This window comes from Rhizobium sp. PAMB 3182 (genome assembly GCF_052908355.1).
Window position 1 is genome coordinate 827668 of sequence record NZ_CM128607.1, and the last position, 21899, is coordinate 849566.

At 60.4% G+C, this 21899-nt stretch carries 22 protein-coding genes; 18 read left to right on the top strand and 4 right to left on the bottom strand.

The window, feature by feature from the left end:
• Positions 1 to 198: 198 nt before the first annotated feature.
• From ACU5AZ_RS04195 to ACU5AZ_RS04220, 6 genes are all read left to right on the top strand, one after another.
• The gene (locus ACU5AZ_RS04195) at positions 199 to 999 is read left to right on the top strand and encodes a glycosyltransferase family 25 protein (protein WP_446824779.1); all 801 of its coding nucleotides are present in this window, start codon (positions 199 to 201) and stop codon (positions 997 to 999) included.
• Between the two features lie 127 nt (positions 1000 to 1126).
• Complete coding sequence (locus ACU5AZ_RS04200) at positions 1127 to 1879, top strand: hypothetical protein (protein WP_446824780.1); 753 nt, start codon at positions 1127 to 1129, stop codon at positions 1877 to 1879.
• Between the two features lie 187 nt (positions 1880 to 2066).
• A complete protein-coding gene (locus ACU5AZ_RS04205; protein ID WP_446824781.1) occupies positions 2067 to 2969 on the top strand; it encodes a glycosyltransferase family 10 domain-containing protein in 903 nt (300 codons plus the stop codon).
• A gap of 118 nt (positions 2970 to 3087) precedes the next feature.
• Positions 3088 to 3759 (top strand): sulfotransferase family 2 domain-containing protein, encoded by a 672-nt coding sequence (locus ACU5AZ_RS04210; protein ID WP_446824782.1) that lies wholly within the window; start codon positions 3088 to 3090, stop codon positions 3757 to 3759.
• Between the two features lie 123 nt (positions 3760 to 3882).
• Entirely contained in the window at positions 3883 to 4314 is a 432-nt protein-coding gene (locus ACU5AZ_RS04215) for a hypothetical protein (RefSeq protein ID WP_446824783.1), read from the top strand.
• 17 nt (positions 4315 to 4331) lie between these two features.
• Positions 4332 to 4586 carry an FkbM family methyltransferase gene (locus ACU5AZ_RS04220; protein WP_446825909.1) on the top strand — a complete coding sequence of 85 codons (255 nt, stop codon included), beginning with the start codon at positions 4332 to 4334 and terminating at the stop codon, positions 4584 to 4586.
• Positions 4587 to 4796: 210 nt separating this feature from the next.
• Here the strand turns inward: ACU5AZ_RS04220 and fcl are convergent, their stop codons facing one another.
• From fcl to ACU5AZ_RS04235, 3 genes are all read right to left on the bottom strand, one after another.
• Positions 4797 to 5738 carry a GDP-L-fucose synthase gene (gene fcl, locus ACU5AZ_RS04225; RefSeq protein ID WP_446824784.1) on the bottom strand — a complete coding sequence of 314 codons (942 nt, stop codon included), beginning with the start codon at positions 5736 to 5738 and terminating at the stop codon, positions 4797 to 4799.
• 1 nt (position 5739) lies between these two features.
• Positions 5740 to 6810: a GDP-mannose 4,6-dehydratase gene (gene gmd, locus ACU5AZ_RS04230; RefSeq protein WP_446824785.1), complete on the bottom strand. Its 1071-nt coding sequence runs from the start codon at positions 6808 to 6810 to the stop codon at positions 5740 to 5742.
• Between the two features lie 152 nt (positions 6811 to 6962).
• Complete coding sequence (locus ACU5AZ_RS04235; RefSeq protein ID WP_446824786.1) at positions 6963 to 7703, bottom strand: hypothetical protein; 741 nt, start codon at positions 7701 to 7703, stop codon at positions 6963 to 6965.
• Between the two features lie 243 nt (positions 7704 to 7946).
• On the opposite strand from ACU5AZ_RS04235, the gene ACU5AZ_RS04240 reads away from it, so the two are divergent.
• The 12 genes from ACU5AZ_RS04240 to ACU5AZ_RS04295 all read left to right on the top strand — a co-directional run bounded on the left by ACU5AZ_RS04240 (position 7947) and on the right by ACU5AZ_RS04295 (position 19795).
• On the top strand, positions 7947 to 9038 hold the full coding sequence (locus tag ACU5AZ_RS04240) for a hypothetical protein (protein ID WP_446824787.1): 1092 nt from the start codon (positions 7947 to 7949) through the stop codon (positions 9036 to 9038).
• 128 nt (positions 9039 to 9166) lie between these two features.
• Complete coding sequence (locus tag ACU5AZ_RS04245; RefSeq protein ID WP_446824788.1) at positions 9167 to 10033, top strand: MurR/RpiR family transcriptional regulator; 867 nt, start codon at positions 9167 to 9169, stop codon at positions 10031 to 10033.
• Positions 10034 to 10138: 105 nt separating this feature from the next.
• Positions 10139 to 12073 (top strand): bifunctional 5-dehydro-2-deoxygluconokinase/5-dehydro-2-deoxyphosphogluconate aldolase, encoded by a 1935-nt coding sequence (locus tag ACU5AZ_RS04250; RefSeq protein ID WP_446824789.1) that lies wholly within the window; start codon positions 10139 to 10141, stop codon positions 12071 to 12073.
• A 50-nt stretch (positions 12074 to 12123) separates the two neighbouring features.
• Positions 12124 to 13986 (top strand): 3D-(3,5/4)-trihydroxycyclohexane-1,2-dione acylhydrolase (decyclizing), encoded by a 1863-nt coding sequence (gene iolD, locus ACU5AZ_RS04255; RefSeq protein WP_446824790.1) that lies wholly within the window; start codon positions 12124 to 12126, stop codon positions 13984 to 13986.
• A 105-nt stretch (positions 13987 to 14091) separates the two neighbouring features.
• Entirely contained in the window at positions 14092 to 15009 is a 918-nt protein-coding gene (gene iolE / locus ACU5AZ_RS04260; RefSeq protein WP_446824791.1) for a myo-inosose-2 dehydratase, read from the top strand.
• A 76-nt stretch (positions 15010 to 15085) separates the two neighbouring features.
• On the top strand, positions 15086 to 15883 hold the full coding sequence (gene iolB, locus ACU5AZ_RS04265) for a 5-deoxy-glucuronate isomerase (protein ID WP_446824792.1): 798 nt from the start codon (positions 15086 to 15088) through the stop codon (positions 15881 to 15883).
• A gap of 146 nt (positions 15884 to 16029) precedes the next feature.
• Positions 16030 to 16182, top strand: a complete 153-nt coding sequence (locus ACU5AZ_RS04270; protein WP_446824793.1) for a hypothetical protein — start codon at positions 16030 to 16032, stop codon at positions 16180 to 16182.
• Between the two features lie 143 nt (positions 16183 to 16325).
• Entirely contained in the window at positions 16326 to 17405 is a 1080-nt protein-coding gene (locus ACU5AZ_RS04275) for a WD40/YVTN/BNR-like repeat-containing protein (RefSeq protein WP_446824794.1), read from the top strand.
• A complete protein-coding gene (locus ACU5AZ_RS04280) occupies positions 17392 to 17673 on the top strand; it encodes a MoaD/ThiS family protein (RefSeq protein ID WP_446824795.1) in 282 nt (93 codons plus the stop codon). Before ACU5AZ_RS04275 ends, ACU5AZ_RS04280 begins: the two co-directional genes overlap by 14 nt.
• Positions 17674 to 17809: 136 nt before the next feature.
• Positions 17810 to 18184, top strand: a complete 375-nt coding sequence (locus ACU5AZ_RS04285) for a PilZ domain-containing protein (protein ID WP_446824796.1) — start codon at positions 17810 to 17812, stop codon at positions 18182 to 18184.
• A gap of 136 nt (positions 18185 to 18320) precedes the next feature.
• A complete protein-coding gene (locus ACU5AZ_RS04290) occupies positions 18321 to 18557 on the top strand; it encodes an Lrp/AsnC ligand binding domain-containing protein (RefSeq protein ID WP_446824797.1) in 237 nt (78 codons plus the stop codon).
• 125 nt (positions 18558 to 18682) lie between these two features.
• Entirely contained in the window at positions 18683 to 19795 is a 1113-nt protein-coding gene (locus tag ACU5AZ_RS04295; protein WP_446824798.1) for a pyridoxal phosphate-dependent aminotransferase, read from the top strand.
• Here ACU5AZ_RS04295 and ACU5AZ_RS04300 read toward each other — a convergent pair.
• A complete protein-coding gene (locus ACU5AZ_RS04300; protein ID WP_446824799.1) occupies positions 19788 to 21815 on the bottom strand; it encodes a hydantoinase/oxoprolinase N-terminal domain-containing protein in 2028 nt (675 codons plus the stop codon). The genes ACU5AZ_RS04295 and ACU5AZ_RS04300 overlap by 8 nt on opposite strands.
• Positions 21816 to 21899: the final 84 nt, after the last annotated feature.

Here is a 21899-nt window from a genome sequence, read left to right on the forward strand (position 1 = left end):
GCGGCACGCATCTGTCGGCCGGCCATTGTCTCAATGAAGGCCTTTTTCCGTCAAACCCTCGAGTTTGTCTCCCCCGCCATCCCTCATAGCGATTGTGTATTGCGAGACCGGAGAATTGACACGCCAGTTCGCGTGACCAATACAGGATCAGGCGAACGCACGAATATCGACTGTATACAAGGAGACGCAATGACCTCAATGACGATCGAGGTTATCAATCTCAAGAACTCCCCGGAACGTCGCGACGAGATGATCAGGGCATTGGATGCGTTCGGGCTGACGTATGAGTTTTTCGAGGCGATTGACGGGCGGACCGAAGAGCATCCGCTCTTCGCGCGCTACGATCCGAAGCTGGCCGAGATCCGGCGTGGCTTCCCCCTGACACCCGGCGAGCTCGGCTGCTATGCCAGCCATTTCCTTCTGTGGGAAAAATGTGCACGTAGCGGCAAGCCGATGCTGATCTTCGAGGATGACGTGGCGCTACACCCCAATTTCCCGGAAGCGCTCGGATTTGTGGCAGCTCATATCGACCGGTATGGCCTCATACGGCTCTCGGCCCACAAGGCACGCAGTTTCGCCATTCTCCAGCACGTCGCCGACGATATGGATTTCGTCCGCTACCGGATCGGGCCGCATGGCACCTCCTGCTATGGCATATCGGCATCGGCCGCGAGTAAGCTCTTGCGCAAGGCACAGGTCTGGTTCGAACCCGTGGACTGCCATCTCGACCGCTTCTGGACCCATGGCGTCGGCAGCCATGGTCTCACCCCAACCCCGGTCGTTCACACGGCCGACAGCAATCAGTCGTCGGACATCTGGCAGGGGGAAAAACGGGCAGCAAAATCCCGTCGCTACAGAAAGCTGCGCGCGCTTTACCGCGCAGCTGACGACATCGGCCGCTTTGCCTGCAATCTCAGGCATGTCGGACAATGGCAACCAGCGGAAGCGGTGCCCCCTGCCCGTCAGGACCAGGCGACCAACCCCGGAGATGCGCCTTGATTGTCACGGAGATCAACGGCGGACTTGGAAACCAGATGTTCCAGTACGCTGCAGGACGAGCACTTGCCCTCCGCCAGCGAAAACCATCGTATTTCGGGCGAGCAATTTATATATGCGAGATCACGCGATGCGCCTACTAATTCTTGGAGACAGCCATTCAATTTACAGCTTTGCAGGTATAGCGGAAGCCAAGATTTATCATTGCGGCCCGGTTACGATGCATAGGGCCGCCAGAGACGGTATATGGAGTCTATTGCCCAAGAACTGCCGTCTGAGAAACGACGACATCCTCATCTTATCTCTGGGCGAGATTGACAGCAGAATGCATGTCAAGAGCCAAGCCCTACGGCGGGGTTTGCCCATCGAAGTGGTCGTTGATGACCTTTGCAATAGATTCAGCCATACCCTAAAGGAGTTCCGGAAAGAGTGCACGACCGTAGTTTCCTTGTCCTGCATAATACCCTTTAACCCCCGCTTTGAGTTGTACGGCACCGAAGACGATATTGATACGAGAATCACCGAAGAACGCATCATTCGTGACAGAATGAATATGCTCATGAGCGAGATGGGCGTCCCCTTCATCGACTTCCGGTCACACTTTTCTAACAGAAATGGCTCGCTCATCACAGAAATGGGCGACGGAGCATGCCACATTGACACCCGGCAATCAAAACCTGTCTCAGAAGCAGTAAACTCAACCTTGGGCATAAAAACAACATTCGTAGCACCGGCATGGCCACCAAAGAACCGAGCGGAGCCATATTATACCAGCTACAGCCAATGGGCGAAAGCAATCGCAAAAACACCAGAGAAGCAAGTTTGGCGCCCAATTATCCGTTTATTGAGAAAACACCTCCTGTCTCCCAAATTACCGAAATGACCAACAACATCGCGATAGATGAATTCAATGATTAGAAGCGGCGTGACTATATGTCCGTTGGTACGAAATCTTCACGCGCTCAACATAGAGCCGTACGCCCGTGATACACGCAGTCCACTAAGCGTACGAACACTATTTGACCTTAGGGCATTTACTGAGCTTGAGGCTTCAAGAATTAGGACTTCAGATGCGTTTACGATTGGCTTTTAAAGACTTATATCCATCATATCAGAACTCCCTCATCCCAAGTATGATCGCTGCAGTCTGCAGCGGCAATATAGAAGTCACCAACGAAGATTACGCCGATCTTGTTATCGTTGGGCCCTTTAAAACGAGAAGGAAGTTCTATCAGAAATTCTTCAAGGCGAGCCGCAACTTACGCGCTAAATATCTATTTCATACCGGCGAAAACGTTAGATTCAATGAAGTCGAAGCCGATTTCTCCATCTCATTTGACCTCGACGCGAGCAGCGAAACACACCTTCGTTGGCCACTATGGATGGATTGCATCACTTGGCACGAGCATGGCATCGACTATCGCCCCGCAAATGTTCGATTTGGCAGGCCCATTGAGGTCGGACAACTTATGGCCCCATTGGGACAAAGCGCACTACAGCGGCCATTTAAGGCTGCAATTTTCACGCGACACCTGAAAGAGCCAAGAGGGACGCTTATCAATGCACTCAGTAAAATTATGACGGTCGACTGCTATGGCCGAGCCTTCAACAAAAGCATAAAGTCACATGATACTAGCGGACTTTACAAGTACGATATACTAAAGAACTATCTATTCAATCTATGCCCCGAGAATAGCCTTTATCCTGGATATTATACGGAGAAGATAGTTGAATCATACGCTGCCGGCTGCATACCGATCACCTGGGCTGATACCAACTTACACACGGACTTCAAGGAGGGCTCATTCATCAACTGCCTCCCCCTTGCCGCTAACGGATACGAAAGCGGCATAAGAGATGCGGTCGTGGAAGCAAACCTTGAGCGGATTGTCCAAACGCCTTTGCTCAGCGATAGGCCCACACTTTTGCCACTAAGGCAGTTTCTCGAAAGAGTGGTTTCCGCTGCCAGTTAATGTGTAACAATAGGTCGAGTATGTCAAAGGTCTGGTGAGATTATGGAGCCGCCGCTCCAGTGGACGGGTGTGTTGATATATCCTAGATGCCAAAGCAGTTACAAATAGGAGTAGCTCCTTGAGGGTTCCAAGAAATCCAATCGAAGCAGTATTTCCCAATGCGGGCTTGAAAATGATATTCCTCCACACACCCAAATGTGGCGGAAGCTATGTAAATGACGCCTTCGGCAAAAGGTTCAAAAATTGTCCAACGATAAAATGGAAAGAGGCGAAAGGACACAAGACATATCTAGAGTATAAGAATATTTTCTATAATCGAGGACAAAATATTCATGACTATATAATATTTACAGTCATCCGAAACCCGTGGGACTGGCATCTCTCTTGGTACAACTACATTTCTAAGGATATTGGCGGCAAAAAATCTGGAATGCTTCTCGAGCATGAGCAGATAAAAGACCTAACATTCTCCGACTATCTCAAATGGTTGGAAGATCAAAATCTACCGCGTTCGAAAGATGACTTCACCCGAAGACAGATTAGTGACTGGCTCACCGACGAAGAAGGCCATCTTGCGGTGAAGCACATACTGAGACAAGAGAATTTGGAGCAGGACTTATTGGAATTCAAGGCCATGTTCCGCTTGAGGATAAGCATTAAATTAGGTCGGAGGATAAACACCTCCAGAGATGCAAGCGACTATCGCTTCTCGTATAGCAGTTCGGAAGCTGATACGATTAGGCGACGGCATGCCCGTGACATCGCTTTATTTGGATATTCATTTGAATAGAATTTCAATTTTCGAAATACAAAAGAAACGACATGCGTTTCGAAACAAACGATGAAAGAGTGAAACTTAATGAATTCACGGAATATCAAGAGACTGTTCTTCCAATCAATCGGATTGTCACTAATGCGCTACAACAAGCTACTTAGATTGGAGAAAGCCGACACAGACCTCTCTTTCTTTTTTGAACATTATGCGAGAAGTGTGGGAAAGGCAGACTGCAAGTCACAGCTCGGTCAGGATATTTTCGCCCTGATGGTGAACAATGGCAAAAGAGGCGGATTCTTTGTCGAGTTTGGCGCGACGAATGGGATTCGACTAAGCAACACCTATCTTTTGGAAAAGCGTTTTGGGTGGACCGGCATTCTCGCCGAACCGGCAAACATTTGGCATGCCGAACTTCAGTCGAATCGCGCGGCTGCTATTGAATTCGACTGCGTATGGACAAAATCCGGTGAGACGCTGGATTTCGAGATAATTGAGCAGGGCGCAGGACTATCCACAATCTCTCGATTTTCAGGCTCGGACAAACACGTTGAAGCCCGGAAAACAGCATAAAAACACGAGTTAATACAATTTCCCTTCTAGACCTCCTTGAGAAGCATAACGCACCAAAAGTAATCGACTATATATCGATCGACACGGAGGGAAGCGAATTTGAAATACTTAATTCCTTCGATTTTTCACGATATAAATTTAATGCATTAACTATAGAAAACAACTATACATCGGCGCGCCAGAAAATATCAAATATACTAACAGAAAATTGTTATATTAGAATATTTGAAAATATCTCCAAGTGGGATGATTGGTATATAAGAGACCTATAGAATACCGCAGAAGAGGCAATTTAATTTCAGCGATTATATCGCTTGAACCGCCTAGAACCGTAATTTCTCGGTTCTGATCGCGGTGACTGGCCAGCAAAAGACTACGGCGTTTATGCAGCACAGCAGAGACGTTGTACAAATTGCCCTAAATAATTCCTGAGACACAACCGTCCGGCATCGTGATGCACTTCAAAATTACAACTTCCGAAGCTAGTCCATGGTATACGTCAAAAACCAGCGATATGTTTCGGCTATCCCCTCGGCCAAACCAATCCTCGGCGCCCACCCCATTTCCCTGAGCTTGTCGGCACTCATCAGCTTGCGCGGTGTTCCATCCGGTTTCGTCAGGTCGTGAACGATTTCACCCTCGAAGCCTACGACGCGGCAGACCAGTTTTGTCAGCTCGAGGATCGAAAGGTCCGTCCCGCTGCCCACATTCACATGCCCCATGTCCGAATAGGTCTTCATGAGGAACACCAGGGCATCGGCGCAGTCGTCGGCATGCAGGAATTCACGCAGCGGCGATCCCGTTCCCCAGACGACCATTTCCTTGTCGCCCCTGAGCTTCGCCTCGTGTGCCTTGCGGATCAGGGCGGGAAGGACATGACTCGAGGTCAGGTCGAAATTGTCGCCCGGGCCATAGAGATTGGTGGGCATGGCGGAGATGAAGTCGCAGCCATATTGCTTGCGGTAGGCCTGAGCGAGCTTGATGCCGGCGATCTTGGCGATCGCGTACCATTCATTGGTCGGCTCCAGCGGGCCGGTCAGCAGCGCATCTTCGGTGATCGGTTGCTCGGCAAGCTTCGGGTAGATGCAGGAGGAGCCGAGGAAGAGAAGCTTTTCGACTCCGGCGCGGTATGACGCCTCGATGATATTCGCCTCGATCATCAGGTTGTCGTAGAGGAACTCCGCCGGGCGCGTGTCGTTGGCGAGAATGCCGCCGACCTTTGCCGCGGCCAGGAAGACGGCCTGCGGCTTCTCCCTGGCTATCCAGGCCGACGTGGCGGCCTGATCACGAAGATCGGCCTGGTCACGACCGACCGTCAGGATTTCACAGTCTTCCTGCTGCAGCCGGCGCACGATCGCGGAGCCGACCATGCCACGGTGGCCGGCGACCCATACACGCTTGCCCTTGAGGTCATAGAGGCTCATGTCAGACGCCTTTCGCAACAACGTCGGATTGCATGATGCGAAGGTCTTCCACCACCATTTCGCGCGCAAGCTCCCTGACCGCGGTTTCGTGCCTCCAGCCAAGCTTCTGATGCGCCTTGCCGGGATCGCCGATCAGAAGATCGACTTCGGTCGGGCGGAAATAGCGCGGGTCGACCTCGATGAGAACCTTGCCGGTCGCCGCATCGATCCCCTTCTCCTCGACGCCTTCCCCCTGCCATTTGAGCGTGAATCCGACATCGGCGAAGGCCCATTCGACGAAGGTGCGCACAGGGGTCGTCTCGCCGGTCGCCAGCACATAGTCGTCCGGCTCGTCCTGCTGCAGCATCATCCACATGCCGCGCACATATTCGCGCGCATGCCCCCAGTCGCGCTTGGCGTCGAGATTGCCGAGATAGAGCTTCTCCTGCCGGCCGAGCTTGATGGCGGCGGCAGCACGGGTGATCTTGCGGGTGACGAAGGTTTCGCCGCGCAGCGGACTTTCATGATTGAAGAGAATGCCGTTCGAGGCGTGCATGCCATAGGCTTCCCGATAGTTTACGACGATCCAGTAGGCGTAGAGCTTGGCGGCGGCATAGGGGCTGCGGGGGTAGAAGGGCGTCGTTTCGCGCTGCGGCACTTCCTGGACGAGACCATAGAGTTCGGACGTCGATGCCTGGTAGAAGCGTGTCTTCCTCTCGAGCCCGAGGATGCGAATCGCTTCCAGAAGCCGCAAGGTGCCGATGCCGTCGGCGTTGGCGGTGTATTCCGGCGTCTCGAAAGACACCTGCACATGGCTCTGCGCCGCGAGATTGTAGATCTCGTCCGGCTGGGTTTCCTGCACGATGCGGATCAGATTGGTCGCATCGGTCATGTCGCCGTAATGAAGGAAGAAGCGGGCGTTCTGCTCGTGCGGGTCCTGATAGATGTTCTCGATGCGCCCGGTATTGAACGACGAAGAACGCCGCTTGATGCCGTGAACGACATAGCCCTTGTCCAGCAGAAGCTGGGCGAGATAGGCACCGTCCTGTCCGGTGACCCCTGTGATGAGTGCGACCTTGGCTTTATCCGACATTCAATCCGTTTCCGCTGTTCTGATGTGCATCCGGCTGCACTTTGGTGCTGATAAGATCATCGGCGCTGTATCCATCGCGAAGACCGGTGGTCGAGGTCCGTTAGCCGATGTTCTGGGCAAAATAAACCTCCGGCGCAAATTGCCGGTGTCCTTCATTCGGAAACCCAGTTGGACGTCGCGTTGGTGATCACCTTCCTGATCTTGCGGCTGTCGCGCCATTCGCGGCCCATGTCACGAATGACCGGCACCTGGTCCGGCGAGAAGATGTAGTTGTCGTGCGGCGCCGCCAGGCGCTCGAGCGCGGGGTTCACCCGCGAATAGAACTGCTTCTCCGGATCGCGCGAGACATCCATCAAGGATGCGGCCTTGCGGGCAAAATCACCGCGCAGGATGGAGGGTGACGTCGTGAATTTCGGAAAGCTCCTGAAGAGCGGGACCTTGATGCCGAGCAGCCGGGCGTATTCGTTCCGGCGATGCAGGTGGCCTTTCCTGGCGATGTCCCAGTTCTGATCGGCCGTATGGAACGAGACCTGCATGATGGTGGGGTCTGCGAAGGGCTCAAGGATTTCCCGACCGATCTTCGTCAACGCGATCCAGTCGTCTTCAAGGTGCAGGACGTAGCGGGATTTCGTTGCGCTCCACAGTCGCTGCACGGCCGCAGCAAATCCTGCCACCTCGGGTGTGAAGATTTCCGCTGGGGGGAAATGTCCCCTGACGCAAGCCACGCAGGCTGCCTCATCCTCCACGTCACCGAAGATCGGATCAATGTTCACGAACACATTGCGGATATCGAAATGGGGAAAGACGCTTGCCGCAAAACTGTCGAGCGTCTGCGCCAGAAGGTCGGGCCGTCGCCCGGCGACGATGCAAAGGTCGAGTTCACTGCTTGCCATGATTGCCAGATCCGCTCCTGCTGCCCCGTTGGAGGCCGTCATCATTGTCGGGTATAGTCGCGGCTGGCCAGCGAGGAAAGATCAGCAAGGGAATTTTCACAGTTGCGACCCTCCTTGGCGATGGGTCTCATCTGACGCCAGTCGCAGCCATAAGAGCCTCATGCCTTCAAGCGACAAAACCGTTGCCTTGCAATTCGCCGCATTTTTGCGTTCATTGCCGGCTTGACGACAAGAAGCGGAAGCATGGCCTTGAGGATCATATTGCACGTCGGGATGGACAAGACCGGCACCACGTCTCTTCAGCAGAGCTTCCATGCCGGTGCCCTTGGCGGGAACGCCGTCTATGTCTGGCTCGACGGCCAGCCCAATTCTTCGCTGCCCGTCATGCATGCCGTCGAGGCGACGGAGAGCCTCGGGCTCTTCAGCAACCAGCTCGCCGCCTCCGCCAGGACCAACCTCCACATGAAGCTCAACGCCCGCAAGGCGTTCGAACGGCAACTGACCGACGCACAGGACCGGACGGCGGTCATTTCCGGCGAGTTCATCAATTACATGACGGCGGCGGAAACCGCCGACCTCCAGGCATTTCTGGCGGACTACAGCCGCGATATCACGGTCATCGCCTATGTCCGCCGCCCGAAGGCCTACATCGAAAGCGTCATCCAGCAGATATTCAAGTATGAGTCGCTGCCCCTGAGCACGCTCGTCCAGCACGGACCTAACTACCGCAAGCGGTTCGAGAAATACGACGATATCTTCGGTCGCGAGAATGTCATCCTGCGGGATTTCGATCCGGCGCTTTTTCCGGAAGGCTGTGTCACCCGCGATTTCTGCCGGACGCTTGGGCTCGACGTCGACGAAAGCCTCGTCGTGCGGGCCAATGAGAGCCTGTCCAAGCCGGCCGTGCAGATGATGAACCTCTTCCGCCGCCGCTATCCGGGCATCGTCGAGGGCAACGAGCCGCTGATCGGCAAGATGGCCGAGCTCGGCGGCGAAAAGTTCCGGCTGCATTCGAAACATTATCGGCGGCTGTTTGCCGAGATGGCGGATGATCTGGCCTGGATCGGGGAGCGCGCGGGCATGGACATGGCCGAGGATATCACCCGTTACGACGGCAAAGGCGCCATCGAAAGCGAGAAGGATCTCCTCGACATCGACAAGGCCGCGGTCGCCTGGCTCATCGAACAGTCCGGGGCGACGGACAAGAAGGCCTCGCTGGTGCGCAAGCAGCCGGAGGAAATCGCCGATCTCGTCAATCGCTTGCGCCTGAAGCTGATCGCTCGGTCCGTGCCCGCGCCCGGTCTGCTCCGCCCCGCTCGCCTGCCCGGCCTGTGACGGTCGAAGCGAACTGCGCCTGCCGGCATAGGGCATCTGCCCACCCACTTTGCACGCGCCGCAAAAATGGAATATTTATTTCAGCCATGCGCATCGGGCAGCGCGGCGACGAGAGGCGAGCTTAAGAGATGCCGAATAGCAAGACGAAGCCAGCGGCGGAACCGCCACGCGATTTCGAAAGCCTGCGCAGCGTCATCCTGCAGCGCAAGGACACGATGCCGAAGCGGCTGGCGCAGGTCGCCGCCTTCGCGCTGGAGCGGCCGGACGACATCGCGTTCGGCACCGCCGCCAGCATCGCGGCGGCGGCGGACGTGCAGCCCTCGACGCTGGTGCGGCTTGCCTATCATTTCCATTTCGACGGCTTTTCCGACATGCAGCGGGTGTTCCGCGAGCGGCTGCGGGAGCGCACCTCGACCTATGAGGAGCGGCTGCACGCGCTTGAACAGAGCACCTTCGACGGCGCCGAGGCCGCCATGCTCAAAGGCTTCCTCAATGCCGCCAGCGCCTCGATCGCCAAGCTCGCCGCAACCATCGATCCGGAAACCTTTGTCGCCGCCGTCGAGGTGCTGGCGAAGGCCGACACCATCTATCTCGTCGCCAAGCGACGCTCGTACCCGCTCACCGCGCATATGGCCTACGCGTTTTCCAAGCTGAAGATCCGGCATTGCGTCGTCGCCTCGCCGAACGGCGTCGATGCGGAAACAATCGAATTCGCCACGCCGCGCGATGCGGCCATCTGCGCCTCCTTCTCGCCCTATGCGGCGGAAAGCCTGGCGCAGACCCGGGCGCTCTTTGCCCGCAAGGTACCGGTGATCGCCATCACCGATTCGGCCTTTTCCCCGCTTGCGGCCTGCGCAACCCACTGGTTCGAGGTCGCCGAGGCCGATTTTGCCGGCTTCCGCTCGCTCTCGGCGTCGGTCGCGCTTGCGAGCGCCCTGCCGGTCGCCATCGCCGAGCGGCGGATGAAATCCGCAGGATCGCCGCCGACCGCATAGATTGAAACACTTATTCCGCATTGACGAAATTTCGGAATGGGTGTTTTATTCCGTCGAAATTTCGTCTGACAAGGCGCAGCAACGCGCCACGCATGGGAGGAAGACATGTCTCGACTGGACCCCGGCTTCAAACCGGAGGCGGCACTCGACGTGATCACCATCGGCCGCTCCTCGGTCGACATTTACGGCCAGCAGATCGGCGCACGGCTCGAAGACACCGCGACCTTCGCCCGCTCGGTCGGCGGCTGCCCGTCCAACATCGCCATCGGCACCGCCCGCCTCGGCCTGAAGTCCGCCGTCATCACCCGCGTCGGCGACGAGCAGATGGGCTCCTACATCAAGGAGCAGATGGCGCGCGAAGGTGTGTGCATCGACGGGATTGCCACCGACGACAAGCGTCTGACGGCGCTCGTGCTGCTCGGTGTGGAAAACGACAAGACCTTCCCGACCATCTTCTACCGCGAAAACTGCGCCGACATGGCGCTCGACGAGGGCGACATCGACGAGGGCTTCATCAAGTCGTCGCGCGCCGTGCTCGTCTCCGGCACGCATTTTTCCAAGCCCAACACGGAAGCGGCACAGAAGAAGGCGATTCGCATTGCCAAGGAGAACGGTGCAAAGGTCATCTTCGACATCGATTACCGGCCCAATCTCTGGGGCCTTGCCGGTCACCGCGCCGGCGAGGAGCGTTACATCGCCTCCGACACGGTCTCCAGCCGGCTGAAGCCGGTGCTGGCCGATTGCGACCTGATCGTCGGGACGGAAGAGGAAGTGCTGATCGCGTCCGGCGAAGGCGACCTGCTCGCCGCGCTGAAGACCATCCGCGCAAGCTCCGCCGCCACCATCGTTTTGAAGCGCGGGCCGATGGGCTGCATCGTCTATGACGGCGCCATTCCCGACGACCTGGAACAGGGCATTGTCGGCCAGGGCTTTCCGATCGAGGTCTACAACACGCTTGGCGCCGGCGACAGTTTCATGTCCGGCTTCCTGCGCGGCTGGCTGAAGGGCGAGGAGCATGCAACGTCTGCGACCTGGGCGAATGCCTGCGGCGCATTCGCCGTCTCCCGCCTGCTCTGCTCGCCGGAAATCCCGACCTTCACCGAGCTGCAGTATTTCCTGAAGCACGGCAGCCGCTACCGGGCGCTGCGCAGGGATGCGGACCTCAACCACGTCCATTGGGCCACGACGCGGGTCGCCGGCGACATTCCGCTTCTGATGGCACTCGCCATCGATCACCGCTCGCAGCTGACCGACATCACCAGCGCGCTCGGCGTCGGCGAAGACAGGATTTCCGAGTTCAAGCGGCTGGCGGTCGCCGCTGCCGCGCGCGTCGCCAAGGGGCGTCCGGGCTACGGCATGCTGATCGACGAGCGCTTCGGCCGCGACGCCTTTTTCGATGCGGCGAAGCAGAATTTCAGCTGGATCGGCCGGCCCGTCGAATTGCCGGGCTCGAAGCCGCTCCGGTTCGAATTCTCGCAGGATATCGGCTCGCAGCTCGTTTCCTGGCCGGTCGGGCATTGCATCAAGTGCCTGTGCTTCTATCATCCCGACGATCCGGCGGCGCTGAAGGAAGAGCAGCAGCAGAAGCTGCTGGCGCTCTTCGAGGCCGCCCGCAAGGTCGGGCGCGAACTGTTGATCGAAATCATCGCCGGCAAGAACGGCCCGATGAAGGATGACACCATTTCGCGGGCGCTGTCGGAGCTCTATGCTCTCGGCATCAAGCCGGACTGGTGGAAGCTGGAGCCGCAGGCCTCCGCGGAAGCGTGGAAGAAGATCGATGCGGTGATCACCGAAAACGACCCGTTCTGCCGCGGCATCGTGCTGCTGGGGCTGGAAGCGCCGGCGGAGGAACTGGAAAAGGCCTTCTCGGCGACGCTTGCGGCACCGACGGTCAAGGGATTTGCGGTCGGGCGGACAATCTTCGCCCATGCCGCGCGCCAGTGGCTTGCCGGCGACATGGACGACGAGGCGGCGATCGCCGATATGGCCGGACGTTTCGAGCAGTTGACCTCCGCGTGGCTGAAGACCCGCGGTCTCTGATCGCGGCGGATCGAACGAAGAGTTAAGAAGACGATTTTTGGGAGGCCCCGATGGGCAAGACAATCCGGCTGACGATGGCCCAGGCCGTCGTGAAGTTCATGCAGAACCAGATGACGGTGATCGAAGGCGTGAAAATGCCGATCTTCGCCGGCTGCTGGGCGATCTTTGGCCACGGCAACGTCGCCGGCATGGGCGAAGCGCTCTACCAGGCGAAGAACGATTTCCCGACCTACCGGGCGCATAACGAACAGGGCATGGCCCATTCGGCCGTCGCCTTCGCCAAGGCCTCGTTCCGCCGCCGCTTCATGGCCTGCACGACCTCCATCGGCCCGGGCGCGCTGAACATGGTGACGGCGGCAGGCGTTGCACATGTCAACCGTTTGCCCGTCCTCTTCCTGCCCGGCGACGTGTTCGCCAACCGCGCGCCGGATCCGGTGCTCCAGCAGATCGAGAATTTCGGCGACGGCACCATCTCGGCCTCCGACGCCTTCAAGCCGGTATCGCGCTATTTCGACCGCATCACCCGCCCGGAGCAGATCATCACGGCCTTGAGACGCGCCATGCAGGTGCTGACGGACCCCGCCGAATGCGGCCCGGTCACGCTCTCGCTCTGCCAGGACGTCCAGGCGGAAGCCTTCGACTATCCGGCAAGTTTCTTCGAGGAACGCCTCTGGACGACAAACCGCCGCGCCCTGCCCGATCAGGATGAACTGGCCAGCGCCATTTCGCTGATCAAGGCGGCGAAGAAGCCGGTGATCATCGCCGGCGGCGGCGTGCTCTATTCCGGCGCCAGCGCGGAACTCACCGCCTTCGCCGAAAAGCACGGCGTTCCGGTCGCGGTCAGCCAGGCGGGCAAGTCGGCGATCGACGAACGCCATCCGCTGGCGCTCGGCTCGGTCGGCGTCACCGGCACGTCTGCCGCCAATGCGTTGGCTGAGGACTGCGACGTCGTAATCGGCATCGGTACGCGCTTCCAGGATTTCACCACCGGTTCATGGGCGCTGTTCGGCAACGAGGACCTTAAAATCCTGTCGCTCAACGTCGCGCCGTTCGACGGCGGCAAGCATGACGCACAGCCGCTGATCGCCGACGCCCGCGAAGGGTTGCGGCTGATCTCCGAAGGTCTCGGCGACTGGAAGGCGCCCGCCTCGCTGGCGGAGAAGGCTGCGGACGAGAAGAAGACCTGGCTTGCGAGCGTCGACAAGATGTTCTCGCCGGACTTCAAGACCGGCACCGGCCTCCCCTCCGACGCGCAGGTCATCGGCGCCGTCAGCCGTTCCGTCGACCTGGAAAAGTCCATGGTGCTCTGCGCCGCCGGCGGCCTGCCGGGCGAACTGCACAAGCTGTGGCCGGCGACGACGCCGGGCAGCTATCACCTGGAATACGGCTTCTCCTGCATGGGCTACGAGCTTGCCGGAGGCCTCGGGGCGAAGATGGCGCGTCCGGACATGAATGTCGTCGTGATGGTCGGTGACGGCTCCTACATGATGATGAATTCGGAGCTCGCGACGTCGGTGATGATCGGCCAGAAGATCACGGTCGTCCTCCTCGACAATCGCGGCTACGGCTGCATCAACCGGCTGCAGATGGGCACCGGCGGCGCCAACTTCAACAATCTGCTCGACGACAGCTACCACGTCGTTCCGGCTCATATCGACTTCCGCGCGCATGCCGAAGCAATGGGCGCCGTGGCGGTGAAGGTGTCGTCGATCGCCGACCTTGAAAAAGCCTTGAAGGCATCAGAGGCCAACGACCGTTCGACCGTAATCGTCATCGATACCGATCCGCTGACGACCACGGAAGACGGCGGCTACTGGTGGGATGTCGCGGTCCCCGAAGTCAGCCCGCGCAGCGAAGTCAACGAAGCCCGCAAGCGCTACGAGGCCGCCCGCGCGGCCCAGCGCCTCGGCTGAGCCATTCGAGCCCCGATGAAAAGCCGGGGCCGGCAATTCTGATCATTGTCCATGTCCGGAGACGCCTCTGAAACGCGCGTCTCCGCCGCTCTCAGGAGAGTTTCGATGAAAGCCAAGCTCGGCATGTCTCCCATCGCATGGTGGAACGACGACCTTCCGGACCTGAGCGACGACGTGTCGCTCGAGGAATGCCTGCGCCAGTCGCGCAGCGCCGGGTTCACCGGTATGGAAAAAGGCCGCCGTTTCCCCGACGATCCCGACGTCATGCTGCCGATCCTGAAAGCCGCCGACGTGACGCTGTGCGGCGGCTGGTTCTCCGGCACACTGGTCGACGAGGAGCTTGCGGCCAACAAGGACCGCATCGCGCCGATGATCGAACTGTTCAAGGCCGTCAACGCACCCTGCATCGTCTACGGCGAAGTCGGCCGCTCGATCCAGGGCGACCGCTCCAAGCCGCTCGACACCAAGCCGAAGCTTGCCGATGACGAGATGAAGGCCTACGCCCGTCGCGTCACCGAGTTCGGCGAATGGTGCGCCGACCAGGGCATGCCGCTCTCCTACCACCACCACATGGCGGCCGTCGTCGAGACCGAGCCGGAACTCGACGCCTTCATGCGCCATTCCGGCGAAGGCATTCCGCTGCTGCTCGATGCCGGGCATCTGGCCTTTGCCGGCGGAGACGTGCTGCGCGCCATAGACAACCATCACGCCCGCATCAACCATGTGCATGTGAAGGATATCCGCCGCTCGGTCGTCGACGGTCTTGATCGCAGCCGCCAGTCCTTCCTCGATGCGGTGGCGCTCGGCGCCTTCACCGTTCCGGGCGACGGTTCGCTCGATTTCGGCGCGATCGTCAAGCGCTTCGCCGATTACGGCTACGAGGGCTGGTTCGTCGTCGAGGCGGAACAGGACCCGAAGAATGCACCGCCGCAGAAGATGGCCGAGATCGGCCATGCCGAACTGATGCGTGTCATGACCGCCGCCGGCTATACCGTGGAGACCGAGGGTTTCCCGAAGGGCTGAGCGACATTCGACGGCGGCGCGCGCCATGGCCCGCGCCGCTCGAAACCCGGAAAAAGCGACTGAAAGGGAGAAAACCATGCCCAACCTTCTCGTCAAGCCGAAGGGCGACACAGGCCGCATCACCCATGTGACGCCGGAAAATGCCGGCTGGACCTATGTCGGCTTCGATCTCCATAGACTGAAGGCCGGCGAAACGGTCTCCGCCGATACCGGATCGCGCGAAGTCTGCCTCGTCTGGGTCGCCGGCAAGGGCAAGGCCAAGGCTGCCGGCGAGGATTTCGGCACGGTCGGCGAGCGCATGAGCCCATTTGAAGGCGCGCCGCACGCGCTCTACGTTCCGGCCGGCTCCAGCTGGTCGGTGACGGCCGAGACCGATCTCGAGCTTGCGGTCTGCTCCGCGCCCGGCGGCGGCGACTACAAGGCGAAGCTGATCCCGCCCGGCACGCATCCGGCGCTGACGCGCGGCAAGGGCTCCAATGTCCGCCACGTCAACAACATCATGCCGGAAGACGACAATTCGGCGCATTCGCTGCTGGTCGTCGAGGTCATCACCCCGAACGGCAACACCTCGTCCTATCCGTCGCACAAGCACGACAAGGATGACCTGCCGAACGAAAGCATGCTGGAAGAGACCTATTACCACCGACTCAACCCGCCGCAGGGTTTCGCCTTCCAGCGCGTCTACACCGACGACCGCTCGCTGGACGAGGCGATGGCGGTCGAGGACGGCGATGTGACCTTGGTCCCGAAGGGCTACCATCCCTGCGCCACCATCCATGGCTACGACCTCTACTATCTCAACGTGATGGCCGGACCGAAGCGGGTCTGGAAGTTCCACAACCAGAAGGAACACGAGTGGCTGGTGAACGCCTGAGCGTTCACAGGCGCGAACAGGCAAGCCCCGCCGATCAGAACCAGCGGGGCTTCTTATCGCACCGCAAAATTTCCTGCATTTCCCGCGGAACAAATGCCGGGGTCATGCGTTTGGCTTGGCTAGTTGAATTTACTCTGGGGGTTTGAATGCGATCCACGAACAATGTTCTTTATTTCGTCGTCGGCGCTCTTGTCGTCGTCGTGGCCGGAATGGCCTATTATATCTACGACAAGGAGCGTCAGCCCGAAGGCGTCGAGCTCAGCATCGGCAAGGGCGGCATCTCCGTCGAAAAGAAATAACCACAAAATTTCTATTTAAATTGCAAAATTAAATCCTGAAGGAAAAACGGCAATTTGAATATGACGACCGCCAAATCGTCATTTCAATTGCCGTTTTTCTTGGCTAGCATTTCCCGATGAGCTCATTTGGGAGGATGCGCCACATGCCCGCGACCGTCATGCTTCTCATCGGCACCCGCAAGGGTGCGTTTATCGCCACCAGCGACGCGGCCCGGCGCGACTGGACGCTTGCCGGTCCCTTCTGCGACGCCTGGCCGATCAACCACGTGATTGCCGACCCGGCGACCGGCACGATCTATGCCGGCGGTGGCAATGAATGGTTCGGACCGGCGGTCTGGCAGACCTCCGACCGCGGCAAGACGTGGACGCACTCCAACCAGGGCTTCGCCTATCCGGAGGGCCAGGATCCGGTCAAATCGGTCTGGAGCCTCGCTGCCGCCCATGGCGCGCTGCATGCGGGTGTTGAGCCCGCCGGTCTTTTTCGAAGCGGCGACGGCGGCAAGACTTTCGCCCATGTGGAAGGCCTGCAGGAGCATCCGTCGCGACCGACATGGATGCCCGGCGCCGGCGGCCTGATCCTGCACTCGCTCGTTCCCCATCCCGACGATCCGAACCGTATCTGGGTGGCGATCTCGGCAGCCGGCGTGTTCTACACCGAGGACGGCGGCAAGACCTGGGTCGCACAGAACAAGGGAACCCGCGCCGATTTCATGCCGGAAGACCAGCGCTACCCGGAAACCGGCCAGTGCGTGCACTGTCTGATCATGGCGCCCGGCAAGCCGGACCGGCTCTACCAGCAGAACCATTGCGGCATGTATCGCTGCGACGACGGCGATGCCGCATGGACCAGCATCGAGGACGGGCTGCCCTCCTCCTTCGGCTTCCCGGCGGCGGTGCATCCGCGCGATCCGGACGCGCTCTACCTCATTCCGCTCAACGGCGCCGAACAGGGCCGCTACGTGCCAGACGGCAAGGCCGCCGTCTGGCGCACCCGCGACGCCGGCAAGACATGGGAGGCGCTGCGCAACGGCCTGCCGCAGGAAAACTGCTTCTTCAACGCGCTGCGCCAGGCGATGGCGACGGATCGGCTGGAACCGGCCGGCGTCTATTTCGGCACCAATACCGGCGAACTCTATGCCAGCACGGATGAAGGCGACAGCTGGAGGAAGATCTTCGACAACCTGCCGGTCGTCCATTCGGTCGAGACCTATGTCGTCGACTGACACGACCGTCCATGTCGTGCTGCCCGCGTCGCTCGCCGATCTCTTTCCCGGCGCACCCCGCCGCTTCGATGTCGAGGCGGCCAACGTCCGGGAGCTTATCGACCGGCTGGAGGAGGCCTGGCCCGGCATGGGCGGCTTCATCCGCGATTCCCGCCCCGCCATCCGCAAGCACATGGCCATCTTCGTCGATGGCGAGCGGGCGACGCTGAAGACGACGCTCGCGCCCGGCAGCGACGTCTTCATCCTCACCGCCATTTCCGGCGGCTGAAGGGCAAGCTTGCCACTTTCGCACACTTTGCATCCCGATATCTCGGGAGCCCGTAAAAGTTTAGGGGTTTCGTTGAGGTCACGGCAATTGTTGCATGGCAGCATCTTTCTCTGACGCAAACCCTTTGAGGAACTCTATGGCTGCTGGTGGATCATCACACCTCTCGTTCGTGAAGTCCGACTTTTACGAGCGGCAATGGGAGCGCTTCCAGGTGAAGCGTCCGGCGCGGATCACCGCCGTCGACATCGGCTTGCGCAAGACCTTCACGCGCAGCTGTCACGTCGTCGACATCTCGCGCGGCGGCGCGGGTCTCGTCATGGACGGACTGCACGGCCTGCCGCCACACTACTACCTCAACATCATCGGCCTTTCGAACCGCATCGGCTGCGCCGAGGTCTACCGGCAGGGAGAGCGCGTCGGCGTGAAATTCATCCAGCCGATCTCCGACCTGCTATTGAGCGAGATCATCCACACCGACTTCCGCAACGCCGCCGACAAGTATCGCAACTGAGCGGCCCGTCCGGCGTTTCATTTCCCACTCTAATTCTCTAAAGTCGGCCGAACCGCCGAGTGAGTCCGAAGGACGCCGACCCGGCCCGTCATCGTTTCCGGCGCAGGTCGCTTCGGCCGCGCCCTCCGGAGGAACCATGGATTGCATCTTCGTTCAGGTCCGCTGCAAGCCCGGCCAGACCTACTCCGTCGCCGACCGAATCTACGAGAAAGAGGTCGTCTCTGAGCTCTATTCGACCAGCGGCGACTATGATCTGATCGCCAAGATCTATGTTCCCGACGGCCATGACGTCGGCCGCTACGTCAACGATATCTTCCAGGATATCGCCCATGTCGAGCGGACGCTGACGACGCTGACCTTCCACGCCTTCTGATCCCAGCTTCCGTCCTGTCACAATTCCCGGCGTCACGCCTGCGAGGCGACCGACGCCGGCTTGCGCCGGCCAGATTTGCCCCTATTGTTGGCGCAACGACAAAATTCCGGGAAACACTTGAAATCATGTCCGCCTTTTCGCGCTTCACACCGCTGATCGAGAGCCTGCCCGCAACCGTGCCTTTCGTCGGCCCGGAAGCCATCGAGCGCAACCGCGGACTGAGGGTGAAGGCGCGCATCGGCGCCAATGAAAGCGGCTTCGGCCCGGCGCCCTCCGTCATCGCCGCCATGCGCGAGCATGCGCCGTCGGTCTGGACCTACAACGACCCGGAAAACTTCGCGCTGAAGACGGCGCTGGCCGGCTTCCTCGGCACGAAGGCAGGGAACATCGCCATCGGCGAAGGCATCGACAGCCTGCTCGGCCACATCGTCCGGCTCGTCATCGAGAAAGGCATGCCGGTCGTCACATCGTTCGGTGCCTACCCGACCTTCAACTTCCATGTCGCAGGCTTCGGCGGCCGGCTGGTCACCGTTCCCTATCGCGACGACCGCGAGGACCTCGATGCGCTGCTCGACGCCGTGCGCCGTGAGAACGCGCCGCTTGTCTACTTCGCCAATCCGGACAATCCGATGGGCAGCTGGTGGGATGCCGACAGCATCGTCGCCTTCGCGAAGGCCCTGCCGGAGACCACGCTTCTGGTGCTGGACGAGGCCTATAGCGAGACGGCGCCTGCGGGCAGCATTCCGCCGATAGAGGCGCTGATCGACCTGCCGAACGTCATCCGCACGCGCACATTCTCCAAGGCCTACGGACTTGCCGGCATGCGCATCGGCTATGCGATCACGACGCCGGGCACGGCGCAGGCCTTCGACAAGATCCGCAACCATTTCGGCATGAACAAGCTGGCCACCGAAGCCGCCCTCGCGGCGCTGGCCGACCAGGCCTATCTGCGTGAGGTGATCGGCCGTATCGCCGCATCGCGCGCCGAAATCACCCGGATCGCCGGCGACAACGGCCTTTCCGCCCTGCCCTCGGCCACGAATTTCGTCGCCATCGACTGCGGCCGCGACGGCACCTATTCGCGCGCCATCGTCGACGGGCTGATGGAGCATGGCGTCTTCATCCGCATGCCGGGCGTCGCGCCGCTCAACCGCTGCATCCGCATCAGTTGCGGCGTCGAGGCCGATATGGCGCTTCTGGCGGAAGCCCTGCCGAAGGTGCTGAAAGCGATCAGCTAGCCCCTTCCGGATGCGCGATGCGCGGCCGGCCGCTGGCGGTCGCCACCATATGCGCCTCGATGAAGGACCGGCGACCTTCGATCTCCGCCGTCTTCAGATCCGTTGACACCTGAATGTCGGCCTCGTCCGTGCCGGCATCCACGGCGCGTCGGGCGACGATCGCACGCAGGCGGTCTTCGGCGGCGGCAAGCGCCTGATCCTCTGCCGTGAAATCCTCGATGCCGTCCGGCCCCATGACGCGAAACAGGCCTTCGACGGGCTGGCTGATCTGCGCTTCCGCCGAGACGCGCACCTGGCCGACGACCGCGCCGAGTGCATTGGCCACGTCCGCATCCTCCGGCACGATGCAGTCGCCGCCGACAAGCGCCGGCAAGTGGCGGTAATGCAGGCCGGCCGACGCGCCGAGGCCGATTACCGGCCGGTCGAGTGAGACCGAGATTTTCGCGACACCCGGAACCCGGTCGATGGCGCGCTGCACCAACTGGCTTGCGACCATGGCCGCACCATCAAGCCCGTCCTCACCGAACGCCGTCTCGAAGATGACTTCCGCCGAAAGCCGTGTCAGCTGCTTTAGAACCAGCCCGGCGAAGACCTCTCCGGACGCCGCCAGCGGCTGGCCGCGCCCGTCCTTCTGGCGACAGAAGAGTTCCGCGCCCATCTTCGCGGCTTCTGAATTCCAGATCGACTGCAGGCCGAGCGCATGGGCGGCGTCGGATGGCGTGAAGCCGACGATGTGGACCAACCCGCGGGCGACGAGCCGTGAGAGCACCGCCGTCTGCGCCGAATAGGCGAGCAGCGTTTCGAGCGGCTGCGGCACGTCGCCGATCTTCGCGTAGACCGCGCTCTCGCTCTGCGACAGACCGGCGGCGAGGCGGGCGGGAACGCCGGTTCTCACCGCAAAGCGTCCGTCGTGACGACCATTGCCGGCGGCACGCAGCTGCCGCTCGAGCACCGCGGTGACCACCTCGCCATGCAGGTGCGCGGCAAGCGACAGCGGCACGATGCGGCGCGGGCCGAGAAGCAGCTTCGGCTTCAGGCCGCCCTGCTCCATCGCAACTTCGCTGTCGCCGCCGAGGCCGAAGGTGCGCATGGCGACGGCCTCGACCATGGTGCGGTAGCCGCCGACGGTCGCGCCTTCGGGGCTCAGACGCGGCCGGCCATTGGCGAGGACGGCGACATCGGTCGTGGTGCCGCCGATATCGGAGACGATGGCGTCGTCGAGGCCGGTCAGGTGGCGCGCGCCGACGAGGCTTGCGGCCGGGCCGGAGAGGATCGTCTCGACCGGCTTCAGCCGCGCCGAGGCGGCCGAAATCAGCGCGCCGTCGCCGCGCACGATCATCAGCGGCGCATCGATGCCACGCGTCGCGAGATAGCCTTCGGTGGCATCGACAAGGCGGTCGATCATCGAGATCAGCCGGGCGTTCAAAAGCGTCGTCAGCGCCCGCTTCGGGCCACCGAGCTTGGCCGACAGTTCGTGGCTCATCGTCACCGGCAGGCCGGTCGCCGCGACGATCCGGTCGCGCACGGCGATCTCGTGGGCGGGATTGCGGACGGCGAACTGGCCGCAGACGGCAAAGCCGGAGACTGTTTCGGCAAGCAAGGGCAGCGCTTCATCCAGCGCATCCATGACCAGCGGCTGGGCGTTGCCGAAGACATCGTGACCGCCGGGGCAGACGACCAGCGGATCGGAGCCCAGAGCCTCCTTCAGCCCATTCTTCGAAAGCTCCGCCTCGCCGAAGCCGATCAGCACCAGCGCCACGCGCCCGCCCTGCCCCTCGACCAGCGCATTGGTGGCGAGCGTCGTCGAGATCGACACGAGGCGGATCTGATGCGGCGGACAGCGGGACTGGTCCAGCACGGCCTCGACGGCGTTCGAAATGCCGATGGCGAGGTCATGGCGGGTCGTCAGCGCCTTGGCCTTGGCGACGATGCCGGTCGCCTCCGACCAGAGAACGGCATCGGTATAGGTGCCGCCGGTATCGATGCCGAGAAACAGCGGAGCCTCAGAGGTATGCAGCATTTCCAATTCGACAGGCTCCTGGTGGCGCGGGTCTGACGCGGCATGATGGCGATGACCAGACATACTGCGCCCGGCTTTTCCTTG